The organism is Georgenia sp. M64 (assembly GCF_038049925.1).
In the GTDB taxonomy this organism is placed as follows: domain Bacteria; phylum Actinomycetota; class Actinomycetes; order Actinomycetales; family Actinomycetaceae; genus Georgenia.
On sequence record NZ_CP145809.1, the window covers coordinates 4,040,213 to 4,057,616 of the forward strand.

Annotated in this window: 13 protein-coding genes; 4 read left to right on the plus strand and 9 right to left on the minus strand. The window is 68.6% G+C overall.

Features of this window, described 5'->3' with window-relative positions:
- Nucleotides 1-55 precede the first annotated feature (55 nt).
- From AAEM63_RS18025 to AAEM63_RS18045, 5 genes are all read right to left on the minus strand, one after another.
- Complete coding sequence (locus AAEM63_RS18025; RefSeq protein WP_341359588.1) at nucleotides 56-3,406, minus strand: DEAD/DEAH box helicase family protein; 3,351 nt, start codon at nucleotides 3,404-3,406, stop codon at nucleotides 56-58.
- 9 nt (nucleotides 3,407-3,415) lie between these two features.
- Nucleotides 3,416-5,179, minus strand: coding sequence for an AAA family ATPase (locus tag AAEM63_RS18030; RefSeq protein WP_341359589.1), 1,764 nt, complete (start codon nucleotides 5,177-5,179; stop codon nucleotides 3,416-3,418).
- Nucleotides 5,176-6,345 (minus strand): restriction endonuclease subunit S, encoded by a 1,170-nt coding sequence (locus AAEM63_RS18035; protein ID WP_341359590.1) that lies wholly within the window; start codon nucleotides 6,343-6,345, stop codon nucleotides 5,176-5,178. The genes AAEM63_RS18030 and AAEM63_RS18035 overlap by 4 nt, the downstream gene beginning before the upstream one ends.
- Nucleotides 6,342-7,796 carry a class I SAM-dependent DNA methyltransferase gene (locus AAEM63_RS18040; protein WP_341359591.1) on the minus strand — a complete coding sequence of 485 codons (1,455 nt, stop codon included), beginning with the start codon at nucleotides 7,794-7,796 and terminating at the stop codon, nucleotides 6,342-6,344. The genes AAEM63_RS18035 and AAEM63_RS18040 overlap by 4 nt, the downstream gene beginning before the upstream one ends.
- A gap of 115 nt (nucleotides 7,797-7,911) precedes the next feature.
- Complete coding sequence (locus AAEM63_RS18045; RefSeq protein WP_341359592.1) at nucleotides 7,912-9,318, minus strand: hypothetical protein; 1,407 nt, start codon at nucleotides 9,316-9,318, stop codon at nucleotides 7,912-7,914.
- Nucleotides 9,319-9,444: 126 nt separating this feature from the next.
- On the opposite strand from AAEM63_RS18045, the gene AAEM63_RS18050 reads away from it, so the two are divergent.
- Nucleotides 9,445-11,445: a thioredoxin domain-containing protein gene (locus AAEM63_RS18050; protein ID WP_341359593.1), complete on the plus strand. Its 2,001-nt coding sequence runs from the start codon at nucleotides 9,445-9,447 to the stop codon at nucleotides 11,443-11,445.
- 80 nt (nucleotides 11,446-11,525) lie between these two features.
- Here the strand turns inward: AAEM63_RS18050 and AAEM63_RS18055 are convergent, their stop codons facing one another.
- Nucleotides 11,526-11,924, minus strand: a complete 399-nt coding sequence (locus AAEM63_RS18055; protein WP_341359594.1) for a DUF6766 family protein — start codon at nucleotides 11,922-11,924, stop codon at nucleotides 11,526-11,528.
- Nucleotides 11,925-12,144: 220 nt separating this feature from the next.
- Between AAEM63_RS18055 and AAEM63_RS18060 the strand changes: the two genes are divergently transcribed.
- A complete protein-coding gene (locus tag AAEM63_RS18060) occupies nucleotides 12,145-12,462 on the plus strand; it encodes an STAS domain-containing protein (RefSeq protein ID WP_341359595.1) in 318 nt (105 codons plus the stop codon).
- A gap of 41 nt (nucleotides 12,463-12,503) precedes the next feature.
- Here the strand turns inward: AAEM63_RS18060 and AAEM63_RS18065 are convergent, their stop codons facing one another.
- Nucleotides 12,504-13,205, minus strand: a complete 702-nt coding sequence (locus AAEM63_RS18065) for a GAF and ANTAR domain-containing protein (protein WP_341359596.1) — start codon at nucleotides 13,203-13,205, stop codon at nucleotides 12,504-12,506.
- A gap of 189 nt (nucleotides 13,206-13,394) precedes the next feature.
- On the opposite strand from AAEM63_RS18065, the gene AAEM63_RS18070 reads away from it, so the two are divergent.
- Complete coding sequence (locus AAEM63_RS18070; protein ID WP_341361405.1) at nucleotides 13,395-13,874, plus strand: pyridoxamine 5'-phosphate oxidase family protein; 480 nt, start codon at nucleotides 13,395-13,397, stop codon at nucleotides 13,872-13,874.
- Here the strand turns inward: AAEM63_RS18070 and AAEM63_RS18075 are convergent.
- Complete coding sequence (locus AAEM63_RS18075) at nucleotides 13,838-14,824, minus strand: hypothetical protein (RefSeq protein WP_341359597.1); 987 nt, start codon at nucleotides 14,822-14,824, stop codon at nucleotides 13,838-13,840. The two genes, AAEM63_RS18070 and AAEM63_RS18075, sit on opposite strands and share 37 nt — an antisense overlap.
- Before the next feature lie 182 nt (nucleotides 14,825-15,006).
- Between AAEM63_RS18075 and AAEM63_RS18080 the strand changes: the two genes are divergently transcribed.
- The gene (locus AAEM63_RS18080) at nucleotides 15,007-16,128 is read left to right on the plus strand and encodes a YihY/virulence factor BrkB family protein (protein WP_341359598.1); all 1,122 of its coding nucleotides are present in this window, start codon (nucleotides 15,007-15,009) and stop codon (nucleotides 16,126-16,128) included.
- Nucleotides 16,129-16,243: 115 nt separating this feature from the next.
- Here AAEM63_RS18080 and AAEM63_RS18085 read toward each other — a convergent pair whose 3' ends face one another.
- The gene (locus AAEM63_RS18085) at nucleotides 16,244-17,401 is read right to left on the minus strand and encodes a PQQ-dependent sugar dehydrogenase (RefSeq protein WP_341359599.1); all 1,158 of its coding nucleotides are present in this window, start codon (nucleotides 17,399-17,401) and stop codon (nucleotides 16,244-16,246) included.
- Nucleotides 17,402-17,404: the final 3 nt, after the last annotated feature.

Consider the following 17,404-nt stretch of genomic DNA (forward strand, 5'->3'; position numbering starts at 1 on the left):
GCTCCAGCGGTGCCGCAACGCGCATGGGTAGGAGGCACGGGTCGGCGGCGCTTGATCACGCCACCTCTTCGGGAAGAGCGGTCTGCTTGATGTGTTGGAGAGTGTCGACGATGACGTCTACGTCGGCGTCGGGAAAGAAGTAGTCGGGGCCAGTCGGAGCGTGGTCGGTGTACGGCGACTCGAACAGGCGAGCCGGCTCCATGACGCCGTTCTTCGTCAGCTCGTCGACGATGAGGTTGACGAACCGAATCTGGTCGGTGGAGAACGTGGTGCCATCCAGGTACCTCTCGAACGCCTCGATGGCGGCAGAGCGATCGAGGCCCACGAGGTGACGGACGAAGAGGCCCAAGCCGCCATCGCGCTCGGTCACCCATGCGATGTCGACGTGCTGGCCACCGGCGTCGATCAGCATCCGCTCGAGCTCAGCCAGGTCGTCGGTCGTGAGCTGTCTGTTGCGGCGCAGCCGCTGGAGGGCGAGGTTGTCCACGTGCTCGCGTAGGTAGGCCTCGGCCTTGGCACGGAAGCGCTCGAAGTTGGTACCCGGAGTGACGCCGGGGAGCACTATTTCGACGCCTTCGCTCAGCGTGTCCTCGAAGTCGGTGTAGACGGGGTTGCGGGTCGTCTTCTCGATGAATCGCGCCAGGCTGCGTAACTTGCGCCGGGCCTCCTCGAGCATCGGCAGCGTCACGTCAACCCACCACTCGTCACCCGCGACGGACTCCAGGAGGACGGCCTGCTCGGCGACCGAAGGGATCGTGGTCTTGCCGAGGAGCGCTGCAGCGATCCGCTGTACGGTCTCGCGCAGCCGCTCGGCCAGCGCGACATCGCCCTCGAGCTGGGCCAACTGGCGGCGCAGGATGAGCATGTCGAAGCGCTTGGCGTCCTCGTCGTCGTCCCGGACCGAAGACGGCAGACCGGCGAGAGTGGACAGCGGTTCGGAGTCCTCGGGCTGGATCCTCGTCCAGGCGTCCGCGGAGGCGTACTTCTCGACAGCCCTGCGGTGGGGGCGTACGACGAAGTTTTCCAGGTTCATCCCGGCGACGATCTGGTGCAGCGTCGCCACGGTCGACGCCCGCAGATCCGGCTCGCTGTCGTCAAGCGCGTTGACCAGCCCGAGCCTCACCTCAAACAGGCGCTGCGAGAGCGACTTCTGGATCTGCCCCTGCGAGCCCGGAAGGTCCTGGCTGAAGTACTCAAGGTTGCCGCAGAAGTCGAAGACGAGGAAGTCCTGCTTGTCCTCGCCGGGGCCAAAGAGGTCTGGACAGAGTCGCGTGCCGCGGCCGATCATCTGCCAGAACTTCGACTTCGACCGCACCATCTTGAAGAAGACGAGGTTCACGACCTCGGGGACGTCGATGCCGGTGTCAAGCATGTCGACGCTGATTGCGATATGGGGCGCCTTGTCCTTGATCGAAAAGTCGTCGATCAGGGATTGCGCGTAGGGCGTGCCGTGGGTGATGACGCGGGCGAAGTGGCCGGCGAGCTCGGGGTAGGCGAGGTTGAAGCGCTTCTCGATGAACTCAGCGTGCTTCTGCGACTTGGCAAAGATGATCGTCTTGCCGAGGCGGTCACCGCTGGCGACCTTGTAGCCCTGAGTGATCTGCGTTTCCAGGACCTTGTCGACGGTGTCCTCGTTGAACAGGAACCGGTTCAGCTCCTCGGCCCCGACCTCGTCGGGCGGACCGTCCTCACCCCAGTCGAGCGCGTCCCACTGACCTTTCTCCTCCTCGGTCAGGTCGTCGTACTTGATTCCTGAGCGCAGGAACTGCGTGCCGACGCTAATTGCCTTCGGAGGCACCAGATAGTTCTGTTCGACAGCCTCGTCCAGCGAGTAGTTGTCGGTGGGCACCCCGTCCTCGAGGTGGAACAGCCGATAGGTGTTGTGGTCGACCTCGTCCTTGGGCGTCGCGGTCAGGCCGATGAGCAGCGCATCGAAGTAGTCAAAGATCGCGCCGTACTTCGCGTACACCGAGCGGTGGGCCTCGTCGATCACGATGAGGTCGAAGTAGCCCGGTCCGAAACGGCGCTTGCCCCCGTCGATCTCGTTGATGAGATTCATCATCGTCGGGTACGTCGAGACGTAGACGCGGCCTTCGGTGACTTTCTCCGTCACCAGGTTAACCGTTGTCGAGCCGGGTAGGTGTGCCTTGAACGTGTTCGCCGCCTGGTTGACCAGCGCCGTGCGGTCGGCCAGGAACAGCACTCGCTTGACCCAGTTGGCCTTCTGCAGCAGGGCGACCAGCGCTACCGTGGTGCGGGTCTTGCCCGAGCCGGTGGCCATTACTAGCAGGGCCTCGCGCTGCTTGCGGTCGAAGGCGTCACCAACTGCCTTGATCGCCCGGATCTGATAGGGCCGTCCGGCAATCTCGGTGTTCACGGCGGCCGCGGAGAGCGGCAACTTGGTCCGGCGACGCTGGATGAGCAGTTCCAGCTCGCCGCGGGTGTAGAAGCCCTGCGTCTCTCGGGGTGGGTAGCCGCCGGCGTCGTCCCAGATCCGATGTTCGTAGCCGTTGGTGTAGAAGATGACGGGTCGACGACCGAACTGTTTCTCGAGGCAGTCGGCATAGAGCTTGGCCTGCTGCTGCCCGATCTCGGGGGACTTCGACGTTCGCTTGGCCTCCACCACAGCGAGCGGGAGTCCGTCGGCGCCCCAGAGCACGTAGTCCACGAAGCCCCTGCCCTCGGTGTTGGGCATGCCGGTGACCTCGAATTCGCGGTCACGCGTATCGGCCAGCTCCCACCCTGCTTCGTTTAGCAGTACGTCGATGAACAAATCGCGTGCGGCGGCTTCGTCATAGTCCCGAGTGTCGGGCGCCGCTGCTGCCTGAGCCGCAGCGATCTGTGCCTTGAGCTCGGTGATCTCGGCCTCGTGCGCGGCGAGCCGCTCGTCCTTCTCGGCCAATTCCCGCGCGTGTGCCTCGTCCTGCTCCTTGAACTTCGCGGCGAGGCGGGCGACCTCCTCGCGAGAGAGGGGAGCCGCCTTCGAGGCGAGGGCCGGGTCGAACTGCGCCTGCAGCGGGACCGAGCTGGGTTGCGGAGAGTGGTGATATGACGTCCACACGACGACGTTGAACAGCTCCCGCAACACCGCCAACGAGACGTCGGGACGGATCTGCCGGTTCTCGTGGACCGCGGTGTTAGCGATTCGTCGGATCGCGGTCAGCTTCTGGGTGATCCCTTGCGGCACCTTGGCTTTGAAGACGGCATCGTTAATCTTCGCGGCGAGATCGTCGCGGTAGGGGAGCGGCAGGGAGAGGACGTCGTACAGGTAGCCGACCAGTTCCTCGACAACGCGGCGACTATAGAAGCAAGCCGAGCGCGGATCCGACGCGAGATGCGACTCAGCTCGGGCGCAGTCGTCGTGAATCGACGGAAGCGTCTGACGGACGAAGTCGAAATTGCCCATAGCGGTCGATCACTCGGTTCCAGAGTTTGAGTCGTCGGTGGCGTCCGGATCGACCTCGCTCGGGGAGGCCACGGACGACTTCGCTGCCTGGAGGTCCTGCAAGGCTTGCACTTCCAGCGCGTTTGAGACTGTGAAGAGGCTCCTGGCCTTGCCAAACCGTTCCTGTGCGAGGGCGTTCAACCGTTTCAGGACCTTCTTGCCGTGTCGGTATCTCTCGGGGTCCGCGTCGAGGTCACTCTGAGCTCGGACGGCGATCTCGCCGGCATCGGGCTGCTTCTCACCGTCCTTGCGCTTGCGGTTTGCTGTCGTCACCCGAGCGTTGATGAGGGCCTTCAGGGAGTCGTCCCGTGTCTCGATCGTCGCGTCGGTGACCAACTTGCGAACATCTTCTGGATCCTTGTCGGAATAGACGGCAAGTAGGTGTTCGATCGCCAAGAAGAAGGACTCGATGTCGGTGCCGGGGGTCGTGAAGGAACACAGACCTGCCTTCCTCAGCCGACCGAAGATGTCGTGTAGTTCGTCATCACAGAGATAATCGCGGTCGCGGTGAACGAGCACGCGCGTGCCCGGGGCGTGTTCGGTGATGAAACGGCCTAGGGCCGTCGCTGCCGGGACCTGGGAACTGGATGCATAACTCCAGACATCGACCGATCTGTCTGGAAAGCCGTTGGCCCGCAGGATCGTCTTGACGGGTTCCGTGTTCGAGTCCTCGGTCAGCACCACCCAGTCGGTCGCTCCGGCTCGAAGTCGATCGCCCGCATCCAAAGCTCCAAGTGCCATCAGAGAGTCAACGACATCGAAAGGCGCCTCCGATATACCGCCGGAGCTCACCCAGTGGACCGCGGCATCGACCGCTACGCCCTCGTCGAGCATATGGCGTGAATGGGTCGACATCAGGACCTGAACGCCATCGTCTTGGGCCACCTCGTTAAGCAAACGAACCAGCTTGCGTTGATTGTCAGGATGAAGGTGGGCGTCTGGCTCGTCGAGAATCAGCAGCCGCGGGGAGTACACGCCGATGTAGGCGAGCACCTGCGCAGCCTGCAGGATCCCGGTGCCGCTGGCGTCGATCGGGAGTACGGTGCCATCGCGGGTGATCGTCGCGCGTAAGTGTTCGTCGCTGGACGCATCGAAGGTGACGTCGATATGCACGTCTGGGAAGACCTGGTGTAGTCGGTCCTGGAAATGCTTCCAGCCTGCGGCATCGTTCCGAAGGATCCAGAGGACGTTTCGGAACACGTTATTCGCGTCTCCTCGCGCGGCCGCGCGTCGCACAATCCCTTCTGACTTGAATTCCTCGTACGACGGGATACCGGCCAGGCCGGGGGCGATGACGCTGAAGGGGTTCTCTAGTTGCTGGATCTGCCTACCAAGATCCTTGCCGTGACATCGGACCGCGATGTTCTTGTTCTTGCCGCGTCGGACCGAGATCTCGGCCGCCCCGTCTTCGGCAGCGACGGTGATGACAATTGCTTTGTCTTTGTCTTGACGTAGCGCTCCACCCTTGGCGAGCATGTGGATGTCGCGCAGCGGCGTGTACACCAACTGATCCGTCGCAAGAGTTGCCGACAGCGCTTCTCCGGTCCATCGCGCAGCACCATCCATTCCTGCACTCTGCACTACCGATACTCCGAATTGAATCGCCTGCAGCAGACTGCTCTTGCCGGCATTATTCGGCCCGACGAGGACCGTGAGACGATCACCGAGCTCGAGGGTCACGTGCTCCAGACTCTTGAAACGCTGGACAGCGATGGAGTTGATCGAGCGGCTCACCCGAGTTCACCTCGAAATGCTCGGGACCGGAGCGACCAGAAGAGTTCATCACCAGCAGTGAGCGCACGTAGGAGCGTTACTCGATCCTCCTCTATCTGGGCGGAGCGGTCCGCGAATTCGCGTTGCCGCTCCAACTTGATGTGAGGTACCGGCATGACCTCGAGCTTTGCCTTGGCGACATTCTTCATCGAGCCTCCAGTGCCGCTCGCCAGGCGGCTGATGCGGCGGCGGATGGCAGGGGTACTCAACAGCGCGTGCCAGTAGGTCGGCTCGACCTCTGACCTCCATGAGAAGCGCCAGACCTTGTCCGGAAGTGCGAGGTTCGACGGAGTGCTTGTAACGAACGCAACTGCGCCGACAAGTTCTGTCGTGTTTGCGCGACTCATCAGCAGGTCCCCCTGACGGACCAAATGGTCCTTCGGGGGCACATAGCCCGGAGGCAGAGGCTTCGACTCGTCAGGCTTGAACCGCCCGGTGGTCACTGCGCTGATCTTCAGCACCCGATATTCGCTATAGGCCGCGGAGTCGTCTCCCACCAGGTTGCGACCACCCGCCAACGTAGCCACGTCACCGAACGGGACGTTTTCGGTGGCGGCATCCGGGTCGCCGAACATGTCGTGAAACATCGACTGGGCGAGTGCGTCAAGGTTGGTGAGGACCTGGCGGCGTTTGGTTCGGATGGCGTCGGCTTGGTCGAGGATCGAGGCGATGCGGCGCTGCTCTGGGAGGGGTGGGAAGGGGATATCAATCTGCTCAGTTGTCTTCTTCGACAACTCCTTGAACGTCGCGCCATTGCCAAGCGACTGGAGGTAGTCCGTCTTGGACTTCAGCCAGTGGTACAAGTACTTCGCGTCAAGGTCAGGCCCAGGCACCAGGCTCTTGAAGCCTTGGTTGGTCGCCATCGGAACGGTGTTGATGGCCACGTGTCCGATCGGTGCTCGGGAGGACAGAAGGACTGAGCCAATGGGGAGAATGGTCGTCGCACAACTCCTCACGCCCGCCTCAGTCAGGGTGCGAGGTGTGCTGCTGATGTATGGGCCGACGAGCTTACTCAAGTCCGAGGGCGTGGCCCACTGAACATCGCCATCCCAATACTCACCGACACCCGTCTTCGGAGTGGCACCCGAGACTATGTCGGCAATCTCGCCGAGTGGGGCCGTCTTCACGAGAGCATCGACTTCAGCTCGGCGAGGCCCTTGGCGATCTCGTCTTCGAGGGTCTCGATTTCAGCAATGATATCGAGCGGGGCGCGGTGTTCGATCTCGTCGCGGACACTCTCTCTGTAGCGGTTCAGCGATAGGTCGTAGCCCTGGGCGACGATGTCGGCCTTTTGGACGAGGAATGACTGTTCGGTGCGGGCGCGCTCCTTCTCGTCGGCGCGTGACTGCCAGCGGGTGAGCACGTCGGGTAGGTCGTTGGCTTCGACGGGGTTGCGCTTGTCGTCGAGGCTGAAGCCGTCGGCGCGGACGTCGTAGAACCAGACGTCGTCGGTGTCGCCGGAGTTGGTCTTGGTGAAGAACAGGATCGCGGTGGAGACGCCGGCGTACGGACGGAAGACGCCCGAAGGTAGCTTCACGACGGCGTCGAGTTTCTGGTCCTCGACCAGGATCCTGCGCATCACCTTGTGAGCGGTGCTCGACCCGAACAGCACGCCGTCGGGGACGATGACCGCTGCGCGGCCGCCGGGCTTGAGCAGTTTGAGGAACAGTGCGAGAAAGAGCAGTTCGGTCTTCTTCGTCTTGACGATGCGCTGGAGGTCCTTGGCGGTGGCCTCGTGGTCCAGTGAGCCGGCAAAGGGCGGATTGGCGAGGATGAGGGTGTACTTGTCGGTGTCGCTGGCAGCGCCCTCGGAGAGGGAGTCGCGGTAGCGGATGTCCGGGGACTCGATCCCGTGCAGAAGCATGTTCATGCTGCCGATGCGGAGCATGGTGGAGTCGAAGTCGTAGCCGTGGAACATCGAGGCGTGGAAGTGCCTGCGCTGCACTGAGTCGAGTAGCGCCTGGCTGTGGGTGTCGCGGACGTACTCGCTCGCGGCGACCAGGAAGCCAGCAGTGCCGCACGCCGGGTCGCAGATCTCGTCGGACGGCTGCGGGGCGGTCATCTTCACCATCAGTTCGATGATGTGGCGCGGGGTGCGGAACTGGCCGTTCGTGCCGGCCGAGGCGATCTTGGAGAGCATGTACTCGTACAGGTCGCCGTTGGTGTCGCGGTCGGCCATCGGGAGGTCGTCGAGCATGTCGACGACCTTGGACAGCAGCGCAGGGGTCGGGATGGTGAAACGAGCGTCCTTCATATGCTCGCTGTAGGTGGTGCCGTCGCCGAGGGAACGGAGGAACGGGAAGACCTCGTCGGCGATGGTCTTGTGCATGACGTCGGGCGCGGTGTTCTTGAACTGGCTCCAGCGCAGGTGCGCCTGGCCGGGCAGGAAGACCGGGTTTTCGATCCCGGCCTTAGTGATGCGGGCCTTCCTCTCGGCCAGCGTCTGGATGTCGTCGAGGCGGTGGATGAACAGCAGGTAGGTGATCTGCTCGATGACCTCCAGCGGGTTGCTGATGCCGCCCGACCAGAAGGCGTCCCAGACGCGGTCGATCTTGTTCTTCAGCACTCCCGTGATCACTCTTGCAACCTTACTGATGGAATCCGACCGCTGATGGCGACCTTGCCCGAGATTCCTTCCTGACCGCCCGGTATCTCCGCAGCAGCCGAGTGCGATTTCGAACAGCGCCGACACATCACCGCTCAGCCAGCTTGTTGACCGAGTCTCGGAGGGCGTCCTCGCCGGCGCGGACGTAGTGGTTGAGGACTGTGGTCAGTTTGTCGCCGAGGTACTGGGCGACGACCTCCCACGGCTCGCCAAGCTCCTCGTGGAACCACCTCGTCGCGGCGTGGTGGCGGAGGTTGCGGTAGACGATGGTGCTCGGCCAGGCGTTGTCGGGGTCGTTCTCTTCGACCCAGGCGCGCACGCGGTGCCAGCGTGCGTTGTGCATCTCAGGCTTCACGGGCAGGCCGGTGACGGTGTCGATGAACAACCACAGCTCGTCCTCGGGCGGGACGGGGTAGTTCCACCAGGCGAGGTTCTTGTCCTTCTCCCGCGCGGCCAGTGACGCACGACGTTGCCGCTCCGCTTCCTGCGCGTTGACGACCTGCTGGAACGACGCCCCCGCCGGAAGGCCGAGCAGCTCCTTGACGCGAGGCAGGAGCTCGCCGTGCATCAGCGACCTCGGCAGCGGCACCTCGTGCAGGGAGTGGTTCTTCACCGGACCTCGGAACCCCGCCTCACCGCGCGGTGCGATCCACGCCCCGTTCACGTGAACGTAGCCGCGGTCGAAGAAGACGTCGATCGCGCGGAGCGCGTTCTGCTCGCCGAGCCGCAGACCACCGAATCCTGCGACGCGGATCTTGGTGCCGAACAAGGGGAGGCGAGTCATCTGCGGGTCGGTGCCGTCGGCGCCGCACAACTCGTCCGCCGCGGCGGCCATCGCACGTACCTGCCGGGTCTCCGGGCGCAGGCGCGAGTCGACGTACTGCGCCGTCGCACCGTGGAGCACGTTGGCCCGCGCGATCTCCAGGCCGTCGAGTGGGTCAAAGCTGCGGTCGAGCCAGCCCAGCCGCCAGGCAAGCTTCCGCATCGCGGCGAGCTGACCGCGGAGGTCCTCGCGGCCGCGCTGGGAGAAGAGCGTCCTCGACCCCTTCTCCATCACCTTACGGCTGTGCTCCACGCGCCACTTCGCTACGGGCACGTCGCCGACGGTCGGCAGGATATGCGCGTTGAGCCGGGACACCCGCTGTTCCATCGTGCGCGGCTGCTTGCCGCGCTCGAGGCTGTCCTTGACGTACTCCTCGCCGAGCATCCGGATGGTCCGGGCTGCCCGGACGTCGGCGCCGACAGGGGTCTCCCTCTCCGAATCAAGCGCGGCCTCGGCCTGGGCGAAGATCTTGCGCGCCTCCGCTTCGGAACTCGCCCGCCGCAGCACGCGCTTCCACGGCTCGCCCTCACCGCTGGGCGCCCGGAACATCACCTGGTACTTCGAGCCGCCGGCTTCGGGCGCGTACAGGCGCACCCGCCACGGACGCGCGCTGCCGCCCAGTGTGCGCGGCTTGCCCTGCGCGAGAAGCGTGGGCTTCCTGCGAGGCGGCATCGGGCGCCCCTTCCTACGCTGGACGGTGGGACTCGCATGGAGCTCCCTGGACCGCGCTTCGTGTATCACTCTCGTGTATCACTCAGCCTCAAACGATACACGTGCCACTCGTGAGGAGTCACAGGAATGGCCAACCATCTCGCCGGATCGACCAGCCCCTACCTGCTCCAACACGCTGAAAATCCAGTGGATTGGTGGGAGTGGGGACCCGAGGCGTTCGCCGAGGCGAAGCGCCGTGATGCACCAATCCTGCTGTCCGTCGGGTACGCGGCCTGCCACTGGTGCCACGTCATGGCGCACGAGTCCTTCGAGGACGCCACCGTGGCCGAGGCCGTCAACACCTCCTTCGTCGCCGTCAAGGTCGACCGGGAGGAGCGCCCCGATGTCGACGCCGTCTACATGGCCGCCACGACCGCGCTGACCGGCCACGGTGGGTGGCCCATGACGTGCTTCCTCACCCCCGACGGCGAGCCCTTCTACTGCGGCACCTACTACCCGCGCCAGACCTTCCTGCAGATCCTCGACGCCGTCTCCCGCGCCTGGACGGATCGGCGCGAGGAGGTGCTCGACGCCGGCGGGCGGATCGTCGCGGCACTGTCCGAGGGGGTGAGCACGGGCCGGCCCGTCGCGCTGGACGCCGCCGCCCTCGACGCTGCCGCCGCCACGCTGGAGGAGAGCTTCGACCGCACCAACGGGGGCTTCGGCCGGGCCCCGAAGTTCCCGCCGTCGATGGTCCTGGAGTTCCTCCTGCGCCACCACGCCCGCACCGGCGACCCCCGCTCGCGGCGCATGGTCGACGTCACCGCCGACGCCATGGCGCGCGGCGGCATGTACGACCAGCTCGCCGGGGGCTTCGCCCGGTACAGCGTGGACGCCTCGTGGGTGGTGCCGCACTTCGAGAAGATGCTCTACGACAACGCCCAGCTGCTGCGCCTCTACCTCCGTCTCCACCGGGCCACCGGCTCGGCCCTGGCCGAGCGGGTGGTGCGCGAGACGGCCGAGTTCCTCCTGCGTGACCTGCGCACTGCCGAGGGTGGGTTCGCCTCCTCCCTCGACGCCGACGCCGCCGGCCACGAGGGCCTCACCTACGCCTGGACGCCAGCCGAGCTGGCGGCGGTCCTCGGCCCCGACGACGGCGCCCGTGCCGCCGACCTGATGGCCGTGACGGAGGTTGGCACGTTCGAGAAGGGCACGTCGACCCTGCAGATGCGCCGCGACCCGGCCGACCCGCGGTGGTGGGCCGACGTCCGCGACCGTCTCCTGCGTGCCCGCGCCGACCGGCCGCAGCCGGCCCGCGACGACAAGGTCGTCACGGCCTGGAACGGTCTCGCCGTCGCCGCGCTCGCGGAGGCCGGGGCACTCCTCGGCGAGCCGGGCTGGGTGGCCGCCGCGCGCACCTGCGCCGAGCTGGTCATGGACCGGCACGTCGTCGACGGCCGGCTGCGTCGCGCGTCCCGGGACGGCCGGGTGGGCACGGCCGCCGCCGTCGCCGCCGACCACGGCGACCTCGCCGAGGGTCTCCTCGCCCTGCACCAGGCCACCGGCGAGGCGCGGTGGCTCGAGGACGCGGGCTGGGTCCTCGACGTCGCGCTCGAGCACTTCGCCGCCGACGGTGGCGGTTTCCACGACGTCGCCGACGACGCCGAGCAGCTGCTCTCCCGGCCACGCGACCTCGCGGACAACGCCGAGCCGGCCGGCACCTCGGCCCTGAGCGGCGCCCTCCTGACGTACGCGGCCCTGACCGGCTCGGACCGGCACCGTCAGGCCGCCGAGCAGGCGGTCGCCGCGGCCGGGGCGCTGGCGGCGGCGGAGCCACGGTTCGCGGGCTGGACCCTGGCGGTCGCCGAGGCGGCGCTCGCCGGCCCCCTGCAGGTGGCCGTCGTCGGCGACGACGACGCAGCCGCCGAGATGGTCGCCGCCGCCCGGGCGAGCAGCTCCCCCGGCCTCGTCATCGCGTTCGGTGCGCCGGACCTCCCCGGCGTCCCCCTGCTCGCCGACCGGCCGCTGCTTCGCGGCGCGGCGACCGCCTACGTGTGCCGCGGGTTCGTCTGCGACCTGCCGGTCACCGACGTCCCCGCCCTGCTGGCCCAGCTGGGCGGGCGGGTGCCGATCGACGGGGCGGGCTGAGCTCAGGCCGACGACGATCGCCGGCGGGCGCCACCCGACTGCGGCGCCCCGGCCACGGGGTGCTCGCAGGCAGCGTCCGTCTACGGCCGGCCCACCTGTCCCTCCGCGCGAAGGTCCTCCGCGAGCTCGAACTCGGCCGGGTCGATGCCTCGGTCCATGAGGAGCCGGTCGATCTTCGCCTCCATCCGGTCGTCGCCCTCCCGGGACTGGGAGGAGCCCCAGAAGTAGAAGAGGGCGAGGCCGGCCGCCTGCCAGACGAGCTGGAGGAACTCGGACTGCCAGTTCTCGAACGTCGACGAGAGGAACTGGGGCCAGAACTGTGCCCACTCGAAGGCCTGCCCGTGCTCGGCGCTGTCGTTGCGGACCTCGATGAGCTGGAAGACGAGCTGCCCGACCCACGAGAGGACGAACAACGCGCCGGTGACGATCGCGAAGGAGTAGGCCGTGAAGAACCTCGGCCGGGGATGAGTCGAACCCATGGCTGCTCTCCTCTGTCCGGGCGGCCGGGCGGCGCCCTCGTGACGTGCCCGACCTGCACGCCGACCAGGATCGACCCTCGGGCCCTCGTTCGCTCGGCGAACCATGGTGGCCGAGCACGACCGCCCCGGTTGCGGGGGTCGGTCCCTCGGTCTAGCGTCGATGCACAGTCCCGCCCCTGCCCCCGGTGGAGTCTCCACCGCGCCGTTGCAGGGAGGACCCGTGACAGACCTCGTCGAACGCCCCCTCGTCGGCTCGGTCGAGCTGCACCCAGGGGCCGGACGCACCACCGTCGTCCTCCTGGGTGTCGTCGACGTCTCGCTCACGGAGCAGCTCGCCGCCGCCGTGGCCCGGGCCGCGGACGCCGGCGTCCCGGTGGTCGTGGACGCCTCCGCGGCCACCACGATCGACACGGCGGTCGCGGCGAGCCTGGCTTGGCTCGCGGTCAGCTGCCCACGGCCCGTCCGCCTCGTCGGCGCCACCGGTGCCGTGCGGGCGGTGCTGGACTCGACCGGCGTCGCCGAGCTGCTGGACGGCTGACGGCGCCCCGTCCGGCAGCCCCGCGCCCCGACGCCTGACAGTTAGGGGCGCAGCCCGAGGGTCACGACCGCCGTGGCGACGTCGTGCACCTTGACGTTGTGGTTGCGGGCGTGGCGCCGCAGACGCTCGAACGCGGCGTCGACGTCGGTGCCGTTGGCCTCGGCGAGGACACCCTTGGCCTGCTCGATGACGACCCGGGTGTCGAGCGCCCGCTGGAGCTGCTCGCTGAGCTGGGCCTGCTTGTTGTAGGACGAGGCGTTGATGAGGTACGCCGTCGCCATGTTCGCCAGGACCCGCGCGGCGGCGAGCTCGTCCTCCTGCCACTGCCGCGGGTCCGCCTGGTACATGTTGAGCGCGCCGACGCTCTGCTCACCGAGCTTCATCGGCACCCCCACCACCGACCGCATCCCCACCTCCGCGGCGACCGCACCGTAACCCGGCCAGCGGGGCCCGACCCCGGTGAGGTCGGCGACGGCGACGACCTCGCCGGTCCGGTACGCCTCCACGCACGGTCCGTCCTGGTGCTCCTCCTGGTACTTCTCCAGCGGGGTGAGGTGGGGCGGGACGGTGACCGCCACCTGCAGACGCCCCTCGACGCCGACGGTGACGCCGCTGCCCGCCAGCGCGAACAGTCCGGTGAGCCGCTCGGCGAGGTCACAGAGCACCTCGTCGACCTCGTAGTGGGTCAGCAGCTTGGCGGTGAACTCCGACAGTGTGCGGACGAACAGCTCGTGGTCGTACATGACGGCTCCTCAGGGGAGCCGCTGGGGCGCCCGGGTCACTCCGGCGAGGGGTGCCGGGGTCGCGACCAGCCTAACGCCGCCCGGAGCGCCCCTGCCCCTGCCCGGTCGCCCTCGACACGGCCGGGAAGGGGGAGGAGAATCGGGAGTGACCCGTTCTCGCACGCGTCCGAGGTGATCGCCGTGACCGAGATGGAGACCCTGTCCCGAGACACCTGCCTCCGGCTCCTCCCCGGCGAGGGGACCGGGTGGGTGACGTGCGCCGATCGGCATGACCGGCCGGCACTGCGACCTGTCGACTTCGTCGTCCACGAGGGCGAGGTCGTCTTCCGGACCTGCTACCACGACGAGGTCGCGGAGGTCCTCCAGGAGACCTGGGTGACGGTGGGCTTCTCCGCGCTCGACGAACGGCACCGCAGCGGCTGGTGGGTCACGGTCACCGGTCAGGCCCGCCTCGTCGGGGACGACCTCGTCAACCCCGGGCTGCCGCACCGCGAGTGCTGGATCGAGCCGGGTGCCGGGCTGCTCGTGGGGGTGCCCCTGACCGACGTCCGCGGCCACCGGCTCGAGCCGTCGTCGCAGGGCTGGACGTCGCGCGGTCGCTGGTCGTCGGGCCGACGGCGGCCGCTGCGTCGTCACCGGCCGGAGCCGACCTCCGTCGGCGCAGCCTGACCGGACCGCCCCGCCCGACGCGCGGGGGCCCGCTCGGTCCGACCCGCACCGGTCGCAGCCGCCTGACGTGCCCCGACCTGCCGAGACCGGCCGCGCCGGCGCCCGAGCCGGCGGGCCCACCGGTACGGCCGGATCCTCAGCTCGGCCGCCCAGCCGTACGTCGCCAGGCCGTCGGGGCAGTGCTCGACCGGGTCGAACCGCAGGTCGTCGTCGTCGCCCGCCCCGTCGAGGGAGGCGGCGAGCTCGAGGGTGCCGAATGTTCGCCACGCGCCCCGTGGCGGTGCCCAGACGAGTCGCCACGCCTGCGGGGTCGGGTCCGTGGCGGCGCCGGTCTGCACCGCTCGGGCCGGCGCTGCTCCCGCCGGTGCCGCTTCGGCCTGCGCCCCTCCGGCGTGCACGCCCTGACCTCGGCGCGTGTCGGGGGGCAGGGCCGCCACGAGCACGGGACCCGCCGGGCCGGCAAAGGGCATGATCGATGACAGGGCCCCACCGGAGGGCGACCGTCGCGGGACGAGCACGAAGCGGCCCGCCGGACCGGTGCCCGTGGAGGCGAGGAGCAGGTCGTTCGGCCCCGCCGTCCCGGACCAGCGCACGGCGAGGCCCTGGATGTCGGGCAGCGGCGGCGGGACGCCCACGGCACGGGAGAGCCGGACGACGGCGTCGAGCGTGCCGGCACGTCCCAGACCGCCCAGGGCGGGGCCGGCGCCGTCGAGACGCAGCCGGGCGGGCACCACCACCCCGCGCGGGTGGAGCGGCCGGCCCCCTCGAAGAGCCGCGACCCCGGCGAGGACCGCGCCGAGGGCGGCACCGGTCACCGCCCCGACCAGCCCGGCGGTCCGTCCGACGGGCCCGGCATCACGAACGGCGGGCCGGTCGGCGTGCCTCCCGCCGCGTCGCCGCCGGACCGGACCGACCGGTGGCGAGGAGGGGATCCATCGTGCGGCTGACATGCACTCCACGGTGGGCGCAGCGCCGCGGCCCGGCAACCCGGGACCGCCTTCCCGAGGCCGTCAGCCGGCCGCCGCCTCCGGTTGCCGAACCCGTCACCACAGCACACGCTTGCTGGCAGACACCGTAAACATCGAGACGTCAGCAGGGATCTCCAGGGGGTCCCCGTCCGGCAGGAGAGACCATGGCGACCGACCAGAAGAGCCGTCCGCACGAGGACCACCCGGCCAAGCCGGACTCACCGAGCGACATCCGCAAGCCGTCGTGGAAGTACATCGCCGGCAGGAGCGCCAAGGAGTTCGTCAAGGACCAGTCGCCCGACCTCGCCGCCGCGCTGACGTACTACGCGGTGCTCTCCATCTTCCCCGCACTCATTGCGCTGGTGTCCATCCTCGGCCTCGTGGGGGAGGCGGAGTCGACGACAAACCGGCTCCTCGACATCATGGGCTCGTTCGTCCCGGCGGACGCCATGGAACAGCTCCAGCCGATCGTGAGCGACCTCGCCTCGAACCAGGGCGCCGGCCTCGGCCTCGTCCTCGGTCTCCTCACGGCCCTGTGGACGGCGTCGAACTACGTCAACGCGTTCTCCCGCGCGACCAACCGCATCTACGAGGTCGAGGAGGGGCGGCCGTTCTGGAAGCTCCGCCCGGTCATGTACCTCCTCACCCTCGTCCTGCTCGTGCTCGTCGCACTCGTCGGCCTCCTGCTCGTGGTGTCCGGCCCGGTGGCCCAGGCGATCGGAGACGCCATCGGACTGGGCGCCACCGCACTCACCGTCTGGAACATCGCGAAATGGCCCGTCATCCTGCTCGCGATCATCGTGATCGTCGCCCTGCTGTACTACTTCACGCCCAACATCAGGCAGCCGAAGTTCCGCTGGATCAGCATCGGCGCCGTCATCGCCATCGTCGTGGCCATCCTGGCGTCCATCGGCTTCGGCCTGTACCTCAGCTGGGCGGGCGGGGGCGAGAGCTACCAGGCAACGTACGGCGCCCTCGCCGGCGTCATCATCTTCCTGCTGTGGCTCTGGATCATGAACGTCGCCCTGCTCTTCGGCGCCGAGGTCGACGCCGAGCTGGAGCGCGGCCGTCAGCTCCAGGCGGGCATCCCGGCCGAGGAGGAGATCAAGCTTCCCGTGCGCGACGACACGGCGATCAAGAAGAAGGCTGCGAAGGAGGAGGAGAGCCTCGCCAAGGCCCGCGCCATTCGTGAGTCCGCCGGCCGGACCGACGGCCAGAACACGGACGACGGCGACAACGGCCACCGGACCGGCGACGACGAGCGGGCCGGGACCCACCGCCGGTAGCCCACCCCACCGGTCGGCCTGCCAGCCTGGACCAGCGCCGGCCGGCCAGTCCGGGGCGTCCGCGGCCAGGCCCGGCCGGCCACGATGGGGCCCGGCGGGCCCGGCGCGGCTCGGCTCACGGCAGACCGGCGGGGTCCAGCCGGACCAGCCGGTCGTCGTCGGGCGCCGGTTCGCCGCGGAAGGTGTTCGACGTCAGCAGCCACAGCCGGCCGTCGCCGTCCGCCACGACGGTGCGCAGCCGGCCGTACTCGCCCTCGAGCAGCCGCTCGGGCTCGCCGACCGCCTCATCGCCGCCGTCGACGGGGACCCGCCACAGCGACTCCCCACGCAGTGCGGCGAGCCACACGGCGTCGTCGGCCACGGCGATGCCGCTGGGTGAGGCGTCCGCCGTCGGCCACTGTACGAGAGGGTCGGTGAAGCCCGCCTGCCCGCCGATCCCCTCGACGGTCGGCCACCCGTAGTTCCCACCCCTGGTGATGAGGTTGAGCTCGTCCCACGTGTTCTGCCCGAACTCGGAGGCGAACAGCCGTCCGTCCGGCGCCCAGGCCAGGCCCTGGACGTTGCGGTGCCCGAGGGACCACACCGGCGAGCCGGGGTCGGGGTTGTCGGGCGGGACGCCGCCGTCGCCGTCGACCCGCAGGATCTTCCCGCCGAGCGACGCCGGGTCCTGGGCGTGGCGGGCCTGGCCGGCGTCACCGGTGCTGACGTAGAGGTAGCCGTCGGGGCCGAAGGCGAGCCGCCCGCCGTTGTGGTTCTGCCCGCGCGGGATCCCCTCGAGGATCACCCGGTCCTCGACCAGGGCGTCGCCCTCCAGCCGCATCCGGAGCACCCGGTTGTCCCGCTGGGTGGTGAGGTAGAGGTAGACGAGCAGGTCCGCGTCATCGTCGCCGGGCGCGACGGCGACACCGAGGAGGCCGCCCTCGCCGCCCGGGAAGACACCCGGCACCTCGCCCAGGGAGACCGGCTCGGCCCCCTCGCGCACGCGCAGCACCTCCCCCCGGTCGCGCAGCGTCACCAGTGCCGAGCCGTCCGGGAGCAGCGCGAGCCCCCACGGCACGTGCAGGCCGCTCGCGAGGACGACGGGCCCGTCCGGCGCGTCGTCGCTCGTGGCGGTGGGCGGCTCGGTGGAGGCGCCCGCACTCGGCACCGCGGTCGCCTCACCGGTCCCCGCGGTCGCCGCGCTCGTCGCTGTCGGGACGGCCGTCCCGGGGCCGGAGGGTGCGCACGCGCCGAGCGCCAGCGCCGGCACGAGGAGCCAGACGGCCCGGCGCACCTG